Genomic DNA, 11658 nt, shown 5'->3' with positions numbered 1-11658 from the left:
CCGCCCGGTGCGGGCGGGCCGGGCCGGCGGCAACCGGCCGGCGGGAACACTCGGGCGGGCGCCGACGCGGCGCCGCTCAGGCCGTCGGCGCCCCGCCCCGCCGCAGCAGCAGCGCGTGGACATGCATGTCGGGCCCCAGCGCGAGCAGCACCAGGAAGGGCGTGACCAGCGTGTCGTCGGCATGGGCCAGGGTGACGGGGATGCTGGCGATGGTCATGTTGCCGAAGGCCTCCAGCGTCTCCACCAGCCGCGACGGCGCCAGCGATGCCTTCCACGCGTCCAGGATGCCGCGCGCGGCCTGATGGCCGATCACCGTCACCTCGCCCGGGTCGATGCCCTGGCGCTCCAGCAGCGCCTTGACGGCCCTGGGCGCCGTCTCCACGCCGAAGCTGCCGAATTCCTTCTGCCCCTTGGCGGTGATGTGGAAGTAGGGGCCGGTCCAGTCCTCGTCCTCCGGATGCGCGCCGTCGTCGGGCACGGGGCGCCGGCGGATGTCGCCCACCATGGTCATGTCGCCGAAGGCGGTGGGCAGGGCGATCACCTCCTGGTCCACCACGACCCAGCGCGGCGCCTTCTTCCGGGGCAGGCCGACCACGGCCGCGGCCGCGCCGTCGCCGGCGCCGAGGGACCAGGGCAGGCGGTAGTCCATGGCGCGGGTCCAGTCGCCGCCGATGGCGACCAGCGCGGTGCGGATGCGGCCGGCGCGGATCATCGCGTCGGCCAGCACCAGCGCCGCGCCGAAGTTGGAGAAGTCGTTGCCGAGCGGGATGGCCAGCACGTCGCGCCGCAGGCCGAGCGCCGCGTGCACCGCGAACAGGTCGCTCGGCACGATGTGGCGGCTGAGCGAGACGCCGCCGAGCAGCAGGTCCACCTCGTCGGGCCGCCGCCCGGCCGCGTCCAGCGCCCTGGTCGCCGCGACCTGCACGAGGCCGACGATCTCCGCGTCGTCCCGCACGACGTGGCGTATCCGGTAGCCGTAGAACAGGTCCTCGCCGGGGACGGAGTGCTGCCGCAGCCAGTCGAAGAGCCTGTCGTCGTTCCCGCGCGTGGCGTCGGGCAGCCGGTAGCCGAGGCCGAGGATGCCGGGGACGCCCATCGGATCGGCGCTCACCGGATCGCCTCCGGCGCCCAGGCCGGCGCCGGCAGTCCGAGGCGCCGCTGCAGCACGATCTCGGCGGTCCGCAGCGCGCCCTCCACCCAGGTCTGCCGCGTGGAGTAGGCCTCGCCGCAGACGTAGCAGGGGAAGCCCGGCCGCGGCTGGGTCATGTCCTGCTCCACCTCGCCGGAAGGCAGGCCGACGTTCCACAGGTGCACGCCGCCGCCATAGGGATCGTCCGCCCAGTCGGCGAAGGCGGCGTCGATCGGGCCGGGGGCGTCGTCCACCCCGTGCATCTGGCGCAGCTGCCGGTGCATCTCGGCCACCATGCGCTCCGAGGCGTCGTGCTGCTGCCAGTTCCGCCGCAACTGCCCGGCGAACGCGTCGTCCGCGGCGGCCAGGGGCTGCGGCGCCGCGGCGCGCCCGAAGTGCGGCGTCGCGGCACCCGCCTGCCGGGCCGCGGCGTAGCGGCGTGCCGTGCGCGGATGCAGCGAGGGGCGCGACGGGTCCGGCAGCGTGCGCAGCCCGGCCCAGAAGGACACGTTGAGCAGGTCGTTGTAGGCCATGATCGCGGCCGGGCCGGTGGCGGCGGGGCATGCCCGCGGGTCGGTCGGCCAGTAGTAGCATTGCCGCAACGGCAGGTCGGTGAGGGAGCGGCCCCGGCTGACGCCGGCCTGCTGCCACCAGGGCTCCTGGTACACCAGGAACAGCTTGTAGAGCGGCACCGGGGTGACGGTGCCGAGGCGGGCGCGGACCGCGTCGTCGTCCAGCACCGGGCCCGCCCGGCGCAGCAATTCGAGCGAGCGGCGCGGCATCGCCAGGATCAGCGCGCGGGCGGTGACCGGCCCGCCATCGAGGAAATGCAGCCGGACGCCGGTGCTGCCATCGGCGAGGGGAGCGGCCTCGAAGCCGCCGAGCCAGCGGCCCAATTCCACCCCTCCGCCCGCCCGCTCCAGCAGGCCGCGCAATTCCCAGGGCAGCCGCTCGTAGCCGTCGTCGAGCATGCGGTACTCGACGTCCTTGCCGAAGTCGAAGTACTCGGCCGCGAGATCGGCCGCGTTGGTGTTGCCGCCGAGGCAGTCGTAGCCGATGGTGGCGCGCGCCGCCTGGTAGGCATCCGGGCTCATGCCGCGCGCCAGCAGGTTCCAGAAGCCGTGCTTGTGCAGCGCCAGCCCGTCCACCTCGGCCGTCGCCAGGAATTCGCGCAGACGGCCCGTCGCGCGCGCCGCCTCCAGCCCCGGCAGCAGCGCCTTCAGCACCCGCCCGATCATCGCGGCGGGCGCGCCGCCCGGCCGCGCCGCGAGCCAGCTCGCCTCCGCCTGGTCGAGGTGGTAGGGGAGCAGGCCGGGCGTGCCGAGGTCGCGGCTGCGCAGCAGGCGGCCGCGGAGGAAGGCGATGTTCTCGTCCCGGTCCACGGTCTGCGCGTGGTAGGGCAGCTTCAGCACCGTCTCCACGAGCCCGGCGACGAGCTTCTGGTCGGGATGGACGTAGCGCATGCCGCCGATCTCGCAGACCGTGCCGGGCAGGTGCGGGGAGGTGGCGGAGAGCAGGCGGCCGCCGACGCGGTCGCTGCCCTCGAACAGCGTGACGCGTAGCCTGCCGCCGGCGGCGCGGGCCCAGGCCCCGGGCGGGGTCGTGTCGTCGGGCGGCGCCGTCAGCAGGCGCCAGCCGGCATACAGGCCGGACACGCCGCCGCCGACGATCGCGACGTCGAGGTCGGGCAGGTCGGTCGTGGCCGTCATGGCGGAACTCCGGCAGCGGGGAGGGATCAGGCGTAGGGCGGCAGGTAGTAGGGGGGCGCGCTGTCGCGGTTGATGCGGGCCAGCACCACCTGCGGCCGCCCGGCGTCGGCGCCGGCCCAGACCTGCGGCAGGATCCTGTCGAGCATCGCCGGGTCGTCCACCACGCAGGCATCGGCGCCGAGGCCGCGCGCCACGGCGGCGAGGTCGGGATCGCCGAGGCCGTAGCGGCCCTCCCAGCCCGTGGGGTCGTGGCTGTAGACGGCCATGCCCTGCGTCACCATGCGCAGGTCGTGGTCCACCAGCACGATCCACACGGCCCCGACGCCGTGCGCCTGGGCGGTGGAAACCTCCGAGCCGTGCATCAGGAAGGCGCCGTCGCCCACCAGCGCGACGCAGCGCCGGTGCGGCGCGCCGAGGCGGGCGCCGACCACGGCGCCCACGGCGAAGCCCATCGGCCCCATGGACAGGCTGCTGTGCCATTCCTGCGGCGGTCCGGCCACGCCGTAGTGCACGCCCCAGCCGACGCAATTGCCGGAATCGACGAGCACCATCGCGTCCTTCGGCAGGTGCGCGCACAGCACGCGCAGCAGCGCCGCGGGCTCGATCGGCGCCGCCGTGGCGGCGTGCTGCGTGGGCTCGGCGAAGGGCGAGGCGGCCTTGATGGCGGCGATCGCGGCGAGACGCGCGGCGACGGCGTCGGGATCGGGGCGCCAGGCCGGGGCGAACTCCCAGAGGAGCCGGAGGAAGGCGCCGGCCTCGGCGACGATGCCGTGCGTGACGGGAAAGCCGCGGCCGATCACGCCCGGGTCGATGTCCACCTGGATGAAGGGGCCCGGGACGGAAGGGGCCGGGGTGGAGGGGTTCGGGGCGGAGGAGTTCGGGGCGGAGGGGCTGGCCGGCTCCGGCAGCAGCATCGGGTTCCACTTGTTGGTGGCCAGCTCCCCCAGCGAGGAGCCGATCACCAGCACCGCGTCGCAGCGCCGGCCCTGTGCGTCGGCCAGCAGCCAGTCCTTGGGCCAGCGGCAGTCGGCGAAGCCGTAGACGCGCAGGGAGAGCGGGTGGTCCTCCGGGAACAGCCCCTTGCCGCCGGGCGTGGTGACGACCGGGATGCCGTGGCGTTCGACGAGGCGGCGCAGCGCGCGCGCCGTGTCCGGGTCGCGCAGCGCGGTCCGGCAGCCATGGCCGAGCAGGATCAGCGGCCGCCGGGCCGCGAGCAGCGTGTCGAGCACCTGCCGCACCGCCGACGGCTCGGCCCCGGCGGGGGCGGTGCGGTAGGCCGCGGGCGGCGGCGGCCCGCGCCGCCCGGCGTCGGGCCGGCCGAGCGGCCGGCCCATGCCGGCCCTGGGCGGCTGGCCGAGGGCGTCGGCCCGGCCGGGGTCCACCGGCTCGCCCATCACGTTGTCGGGGATGGACAAGTGGACGGCGCGCCGGGGCAGCGAGAGCGCGTTGCGCAGCGCCTGCTCGATCAGCGTGGGCGCGGCGGAAGCCTCGGTGACGGCGGCGCTGTAGCGCACCGAGGCGGCGAAGACGTCGCGCACGTTGAGGCCGGAATCGGTGCCGTCCTGGAGGTAGCCGTGGCCCATGACGTTCTCCGCCACCTCGCCGGTGATGGCGAGCAGGGCGGAGCCGCCGAAATTCGCGTTCATCACGCCGGTGAGCGCGTTGGTGGCGCCCGGCCCGCTGGTGGTCAGCACCACGCCGAGCCGGCCGGTGGCGCGGTGGTAGCCGTCGGCGAGGTAGGCGGCGCCGGTCTCGTGCCGGCAGACGACGAATTCGATCGCCGGCTCGTCGCGCAGCGCGATCAGCAATTGCGCGATGCCGGCGCCGGGCACGCCGAACACGTGGGTGACGCCCTCCCCCTTGAGGTAGGCGAGCAGCCATTGCGCCGTGGTGCGGAGGGGGGCCGCGTCGGGGCTGCTGCTCATGGCGGCGATCCTTCGGCATGGCGGCGGGACCGGGGGCGCGGCCTCCCGGCGCGGGGGAGGGACAGGGTCCGCGATCCGCGCTCGCGCGGCAAGCGTAACGTTGCCGTTTCGGTATGTACCGGCTTCCGCCGGCCCGGCGCGACGGCAGGCCCCGCCCTTCCCGCATCCCCGCCGGGCCGCGATAGCCCGCCCCCGCCCCCCCGTGCTATCCGCCCTGCATGAGCGACCAGCCCGCCTTCCTGCCCGACCTCGCCAAGGCGCGTCGCATCGTCGTCAAGATCGGCTCCGCCCTGGTGGTGGACCCGGCCACGGCGGCGCCGCGCAACGCCTGGCTCGCCTCGGTGGCGGCGGACGTGGCGGCGCTGCGGGCGCGGGGCGCGGAGGTGGTGCTGGTCTCCTCCGGCGCCATCGCCCTGGCCCGCCGCGCGCTCGGGCTGACGCGGCCGAAGCTCAGGCTGGAGGAGAAGCAGGCCGCCGCCGCGGTCGGGCAGATCCGCCTCGCCGGGGCCTGGCAGCAGGCGCTCTCGGGCCACGGCCTCGCCGCCGCGCAATTGCTGCTGACGCTGGAGGACAGCGAGGACCGCCGCCGCTACCTCAACGCCCGCGCGACGCTCGCCACGCTGCTCCACCTCGGCTGCGTGCCGGTCATCAACGAGAACGACACGGTGGCGACCGCCGAGATCCGCTTCGGCGACAACGACCGCCTCGCCGCCCGCGTCGCCGAGATGATCCAGGCCGACGCGCTGGTGCTGCTCTCCGACATCGACGGGCTCTACACCGCCGATCCGCGCCGCGACCCGGCCGCCGCGCACCTGCCGGTGATCGAGCGCGTCACCGACGAGATCATGGCGATGGGCGGCGAGCCGCCGCCCGGCTACTCCTCGGGCGGCATGCGCACCAAGCTGATCGCGGCGCGCATCGCGACGGGCGCCGGCTGCGCCATGGCGATCGCGCTCGGCACCCGCGCCAACCCGCTGCGCGCCATGGCCGAGGGCGCGCGCTGCACCTGGTTCCTGCCCGCGCCCGAGGGCCGCACCGCGCGCAAGCGCTGGATCGCGGGCAGCCTCGCGCCCAGCGGCACGCTGGTGGTGGATGCCGGGGCGGCGCGGGCGCTGGCGCAGGGCTCCTCGCTGCTGCCGGCCGGGGTGCGGGCGGTGGAGGGCAGCTTCGGCCGCGGCGACCCCGTCTCGGTGCGCGACCCGGAGGGCGTGGAGCTGGCGCGCGGCCTTTCGGCCTACGACAGCGAGTCGGCGCGCCAGATCGCCGGCCGCCGCTCGGAGGAGATCGAAGCGATCCTCGGCTGGCGCGGCCGCGACGAGATCGTCCACCGCGACGACCTCGTGCTGCTGTAGCGCCGCCCGTCCCGGCCGGGCGGCGCCCTCGCCGTCACCTCCCGGCGGCCCGGCAGCGCCGGGCCGAGGCCGCGAACGCGGCCCGCCGCCGGTGCGGCGAGCCGGGCCGCCGGAGGCGGCGCCCGGCGCCTGCGGGCAGGAAAGCAAGGCCGATCCGCGCGGCCGATGTCATCGGCCGCGCGGATCGGCCGGCGCGGCCAGCACCTCCGCCACCTTGCCGGCGAGCTGCTCGCGCTTGAAGGGCTTGCCGATGAGCTGCACGCCGTCGTCGAGCCGGCCGTGGTGGACGATCGAGTTCTCGGTGTAGCCCGACATGTAGAGCACCTTCACCGACGGCCGGATCGCGGTGATCCGCTCCGCGAGGTCGCGCCCGCGCAGCTTCCCCGGCAGCACCACGTCGGTCAGCAGCAGGTCCACCGCGGCGGCGTTCTCGCCGAAGGTGCGCAGCCCCTCCTCGCCGTCGGCGGCCTCGATGACGCGGTAGCCGAGCTCGGCCAGGATCGCCACCGCCACCTCGCGCACCGCCGCCTCGTCCTCGACCACCAGCACCGTGGCGCTGCCGCGCGGCAGCGCGATCGGCGGGCCGCCGCGCTGCGCCGCCGCCGCCGGCAGGGCGCCCATGGCGCGCGGCAGGTAGAGCTTCACCGTCGTGCCCTCGCCCGGCTCGGAATAGACCTTCACGTGCCCGCCGGACTGCTTGACGAAGCCGAACACCATGGCGAGGCCGAGACCGGTGCCCTTGCCGGTCGGCTTGGTGGTGAAGAAGGGCTCGAACACCCGCGCCAGCACCTCGGGCGTCATGCCGTGGCCGGTGTCGGAGACGGCGAGCATGGCGTAGTCGCCCGGCCGCACCTCGGCATGGGCGCCGGCATAGGCCTCGTCCAGCACCTTGTTGGCCAGCTCGATGGTCAGCCGCCCGCCGGCCGGCATCGCGTCGCGCGCGTTCAGCGCCAGGTTGAGCAGCGCGCTTTCCAGCTGCGCCGCATCCGCCATGGCCGGCCACAGCCCCGCCGTCTCGACGTAGCGCACGTCGATGTGCTCGCCGAGCGTCCGCCGCAGCAGCGGCACGAATTGCGGCACGGCGGCGGCGAGGTCGATCGGCGCCGGCGCCAGCGGCTGCTTGCGCGCGAAGGCGAGGAGCTGGCCGGTCAGCGTCGCGCCGCGCTGCGCCGCCCAGGCGGCGCGCTCCAGCCGGGTCTGGAGCGCGGGCTGCGCGTCGAGCTTGGGCCGCACGAATTCCAGGTTGCCCAGGATCACGGTGAGGAGGTTGTTGAAGTCGTGCGCGATGCCGCCGGTGAGCTGGCCGATCGCCTGCATCTTCTGCGATTCGCGCAGCACCGCCTCGGCCTGGGCGCGCTTGGTCATGTCGCTGATGGTCAGCACGAAGCCGCCCGCCGCGGCGTGCACCGCATCGGCGTTCGGCATCGAGGTGCGGCGCAGCTCCAGCACCGTGCCGTCCGGCCGGGTCCGCTCGTAGCTGACGGGTGCCCCCGGGCGCTGCCGGCCGTGGCGGATCTGCTCCTCGCTCTCCAGGAACCCGCCGGCCGCCCCGGGGGTGGCGGCGGTGGCCGGCCGGGCGGCGAGATGGCGGGCGATCTCGTCGTAGGGCGTGCCGGTGCGCACCAGGGCGTCGGGCAGTTCCAGCAGCACCTGGAAGCATTCGTTCCAGTTGGTCAGCCGGCGGTCCGCGTCGAACACGCCGACGCCCTGGCTGAGGCTGTCGAGCGAGATGCGCAGCCGTAGCGCCAGGGAGCGCTGCTCCCTCTCGGCCTGCCGGGAGGTGGCCCAGGCCCGGTTCAGCAGCCAGGCCGCGACGGCCAGGATCAGCAGCACGAGCACGGTGCCGCCGACCAGCAGCCAGCGCACCGTGACGGCGCGCCGGTCGGTCTCCTCCAGGCGCTGCACGAGCAGCGCCCGCTGTTCGGCGGTCATCGCGGCGAGGATCGCCTCGATGTCGCGCATGTAGTTGCGCCCCGAATCGGTGCGCAGGAGCCGCATGGCGGCGTCGAGGCCGACGTCGCGGCGCAGCCGCACGGTCTGGGCCAGCTGCTCCAGCTTCCGCTGCAGCAGGGGGGCGAGGGCGCGCAGCCTCTCCTGCTCGACGGGGGAATCGGCGGTCAGCCGCTGCAGCTCGCCCTGCAGGAAGCCGACCTGGTCGAGCGCCGCCGTATAGGGGGCGAGATACTCCTCGTCGCCGGTCAGCAGGTAGCCCCGCTGGCCGGTCTCGGCGCCGCGCAGGGCTAGGTTCAGCGCCGTGATCACGCCGAGCGCGTCGTAGGTCCGCTGCGACCATTGCCGGGCGGTGCGCGCCGCGTTGAAGCGCTCCCAGGTCACGCCCCCTACCAGGATCATCATGATGACCAGGACGGCGAGCACGAGGAAGTTGGCGCGGACGACGAGGCGTCTGGTCATGGAGCGGTCCGGGTCCGGAACGGCGGGCGGCCCGCGGCAGGTCGCGGCCGGAAGTCCGCTCGTTGCCGCCACGCCTTGGCCCGACCATAGCATGCCCCCAGGATCAGGCCATGACGCCCCACCCCGCCCGCCCGACGTGGAACGGCATGATGCCTCCGTGCCGCCGGGCGCCGACGCGTCGCGCCCATGGCGCGCTGGTGTGTCGCGCCCATGGCGCGCCGGTACCTCACGCCCATGGCGCGCCGGCCGCGTGAAGGTGTCAGGACGCGACGCGCCGTGCCGCGTGGCGCTGCTGCGGCACGCGCCGACCCTGGCGGCGCCGGGCCTTTGCTATGGCCGGCTCGACGTGCCGCCCGGTCCGCTGCCGCCCCTCGACGGCATGGTGGCCCGCCTGGCCGGCTTCGGCGCGCTGTGGAGCAGCCCGTCGCGGCGCTGCCGGGTGCTCGCCGAGGCGCTCGGGCGGCGGCTCGGCCTCGTGCCCGTCGTCGATGCCCGGCTGCTGGAGCTGGATTTCGGGCGCTGGGAGGGGCGGCCCTGGGACGCCGTGCCGCGCCCGGCGCTGGATCGCTGGGCCGCCGACCCGTCGGGCTTCGCCCCTCCGGGCGGCGAGAGCGGCGCCGCGCTGCTCGCGCGCGTGGCGGCCTTCGCGTCGGCGCTGCGCGAGGACGGGCGCGCGGGCATCGTGGTGTCGCATGGCGGGCCGCTGAAGCTGCTGCGCGCCCTTCTGCGCGACGAGACGCCGGACCTGCTGGCACCGGCCCCGGGGATGGGTTCGCTGGAGATCGTGGACCGGAACGCCGCGTCGTAGGCGACGTGGCGCCTGCCCGCGCTGCGGCGGAGGGCCCGGGCCGGGGACCCGGCGCGACCGCGGGCGCCGGTTCGGGCGGCCTGTCGGCGCGGGCGTGGCCTCGGGGCCCGCCCTCCGGGCCCGGTCGGATCGGCGCCCCTGGCTGTCGGCGGGCATTCCCGCTGGGGCCCCGACGGGCTCCCGGTGTATCCCCGGCGGGTCCCCGGCGCGCGCCCGTTGGGCGCCCGGCGTGCGGGGTGATCGGCACGGCGGGCGGCGGTCCTTGTTGACAAGGCCCGCCCGGCACGGCAACGCCCGCCGCGACGCTGCCCGAGCGGCACAGCTCGGGCGGCACAGATCAGGATTTCCGATGCTTCCGACCGACCGGCCCCCGCTGCTGGCCACGCACAGCGGCACCTTCCACGCCGATGACTGCCTGGCCTACGTCATCCTGACCGGCGCGCTGCAGCTCGGCGAGGAGGGCGAGGGGCACGCGCTCATCCGCACCCGCGACCGCGCGCTGCTGAGGACGGCCGACATCGTCTGGGACGTGGGCGGCACGGCCGACGCGGCCGCCTGGCGGTTCGATCACCATCAGCCCGGCGCCCCGACGGCGCCGAACGGCGATCCGCTGAGCTCGGCCGGCCTCGTCTGGCGCGCCGTCGAGCCGGGCAGCGGCCTGACGCTGGGCCAGCTCTATGTCCGCAACGCCCTCGCGCGGGCGGGGTTTCCCGACGTCGCGGAGGATCTGGTGGCGCGCATCGCGACCGCCGTCCAGGCGAAGTTCGTGCGCCATGTCGACCTGGTGGACAACGGGGTCGAGCGGGCCGGCCCGACCGACCTCAGCTCGATGGTTGAGGCCTTCAACGGGGCCTGGGACGCGCCGAGCCAGTCCGATCCCGCCGCCTTCGAGGCCGAGCAGCGCCGGGGCTTCCTCGCGGCCAGCCGGATGGTCGCCGGCGCCGTGGAACGACAGGTTGAGAAGGAGCGTGGCGCGGCCTTCGCCTACCAGGCGGTGGCGCGGGCCTGGGAGGACTGCAAGGCCGGGACGAGCGGCCTCCATCCCGACCTGCTGGAGCTGCCGCGCGGCATGCCCTGGCAGCGGCCGGCCTTCGAGCTGGGGATGCCCATCCTCTACGTGATGAGCCCGGAGCCCGACGGGCGCTGGAAGCTGCAGGCGATGCCGGCGGAGAAGGGAAGCTTCGCCAACCGCCTCGACATGCCGGCCGCCTGGCGCGGCCTGCAGGACGCCGCCCTGGAGCAGGCAAGCGGCATTCCCGGCGCGATCTTCGCCCATCGCGGCGGCCACCTCGCCATCGCGGCGAGCCGCGACGCGGCGCTGGCGATGGCCCGGGCCTGCCTGGCCAACAAGCTGTCGCCCGCCGAGGCGCTGAGGAAGGCCTGGGGACGCTGAGCCGGCGCCCCGCCCGCGGGGCGCGATCCCGCGGCCGGGCATCGGAACGGCGCCGGACGGCGCGCGCAGGCGCCCGGGCGCGGGAACTGCGTCCCGAAAGCAACGACCCATGGCGGAACGTGGACCGAACGGCGCCGCGCTCTCTCGCCTCCGTGTCGCCGGGGTTTCCTCCGATCGGGCCGCGGTGGTAGGATGCCGCCGATGCTGTCCGCGTAGCTCAGCAGGATAGAGCACAGGATTCCTTGTGGAAATTGGGCGTCGCCCGCGGAAACGGGGCGATGGATCCACTCAAAGTCGGGGAAAGCTGAGACAGCGATGTCCTGCCGATCCCGAGCCAAGCCCGGGTTTCCGCCCGGGAAGGTGTAGAGACTGGACGGGTGGCGCCTAAGGGCTTCGGCCTAGGGCGAAGGGACAGTCCAGACCACGAACGCCCGGCGACGGGTGGCGGCGGAAGCCGAAGTGGTATGAATCCTGGGGTCGTGGGTTCGAATCCCGCCGCGGACACCATCTTCTTTTTCTTCAATAAAATCAGCTACTTGCGAGCCAATTCGGGGTCCGACTGGTAGCGTGCGGCTACAGGTCTGCCGCTACATGTCTATCCTGGCCGATGGTAGCGTCGGCCCATGGCATCGAACCTCGTGCGCCGTGGTCTGACTTGTATGCCCGCCTGCACATCCCCCGAGACCGCTGGGCCGGGGCGCGGCTGGCGCAGGCGCAGCGGTCCAACCCGGGCCAGCCGATCACGGCGGTGCTGCCCGAGGGGATGCGCGACCGGGTGCTGGCGGCGAACCCGCAGTTGAGCAATCCGGACGGCACGCCGCGCAGCGTGGGCGAGGTGTACGCGCAGCTCGGGCAGGCGCTCACGCGGCGGGTCGGCGGCGGCCAGCAGGTGGCGGCGGCGACGCCGACCGTGATGAGCGACGCGCCGGG

Annotated in this window: 8 protein-coding genes; 4 read left to right on the top strand and 4 right to left on the bottom strand. The window is 75.0% G+C overall.

Annotated features, from left to right (window positions below; translation table 11 throughout):
• Window positions 1-76: 76 nt before the first annotated feature.
• The 3 genes from M0638_RS14845 to M0638_RS14835 are packed head-to-tail and all read right to left on the bottom strand — an operon-like array spanning window position 77 to window position 4763.
• Window positions 77-1111, bottom strand: a complete 1035-nt coding sequence (locus M0638_RS14845) for a 3-oxoacyl-[acyl-carrier-protein] synthase III C-terminal domain-containing protein (RefSeq protein ID WP_248667782.1) — start codon at window positions 1109-1111, stop codon at window positions 77-79.
• Window positions 1108-2838: a flavin monoamine oxidase family protein gene (locus M0638_RS14840; protein WP_248667781.1), complete on the bottom strand. Its 1731-nt coding sequence runs from the start codon at window positions 2836-2838 to the stop codon at window positions 1108-1110. Before M0638_RS14840 ends, M0638_RS14845 begins: the two co-directional genes overlap by 4 nt.
• 26 nt (window positions 2839-2864) lie before the next feature.
• A complete protein-coding gene (locus tag M0638_RS14835) occupies window positions 2865-4763 on the bottom strand; it encodes a thiamine pyrophosphate-binding protein (RefSeq protein WP_248667780.1) in 1899 nt (632 codons plus the stop codon).
• Between the two features lie 218 nt (window positions 4764-4981).
• On the opposite strand from M0638_RS14835, the gene proB reads away from it, so the two are divergent.
• Window positions 4982-6115 (top strand): glutamate 5-kinase, encoded by a 1134-nt coding sequence (proB, locus tag M0638_RS14830; protein ID WP_248667779.1) that lies wholly within the window; start codon window positions 4982-4984, stop codon window positions 6113-6115.
• Window positions 6116-6283: 168 nt separating this feature from the next.
• On the opposite strand, the gene M0638_RS14825 is transcribed toward proB, so the two are convergent.
• The gene (locus tag M0638_RS14825) at window positions 6284-8527 is read right to left on the bottom strand and encodes a CHASE3 domain-containing protein (RefSeq protein ID WP_248667778.1); all 2244 of its coding nucleotides are present in this window, start codon (window positions 8525-8527) and stop codon (window positions 6284-6286) included.
• A gap of 250 nt (window positions 8528-8777) precedes the next feature.
• Here M0638_RS14825 and M0638_RS14820 point away from each other — a divergent pair, with 250 nt between their 5' ends.
• The 3 genes from M0638_RS14820 to M0638_RS14810 form a co-directional block, all read left to right on the top strand.
• Window positions 8778-9335 (top strand): histidine phosphatase family protein, encoded by a 558-nt coding sequence (locus tag M0638_RS14820; protein ID WP_248667777.1) that lies wholly within the window; start codon window positions 8778-8780, stop codon window positions 9333-9335.
• A 349-nt stretch (window positions 9336-9684) separates the two neighbouring features.
• The gene (locus M0638_RS14815) at window positions 9685-10728 is read left to right on the top strand and encodes an MYG1 family protein (RefSeq protein ID WP_248667776.1); all 1044 of its coding nucleotides are present in this window, start codon (window positions 9685-9687) and stop codon (window positions 10726-10728) included.
• A 655-nt stretch (window positions 10729-11383) separates the two neighbouring features.
• On the top strand, window positions 11384-11658 hold a 275-nt coding region (locus tag M0638_RS14810), incomplete at its 3' end, for a hypothetical protein (RefSeq protein WP_248667775.1).

The sequence above is a fragment of the Roseomonas acroporae genome (assembly GCF_023223525.1).
GTDB classification, from domain to species: Bacteria; Pseudomonadota; Alphaproteobacteria; order Acetobacterales; family Acetobacteraceae; genus Roseomonas_E; species Roseomonas_E acroporae.
Note: the sequence above shows the minus strand (reverse complement) of the source record. Positions and strands in the feature narration are given on the sequence as shown.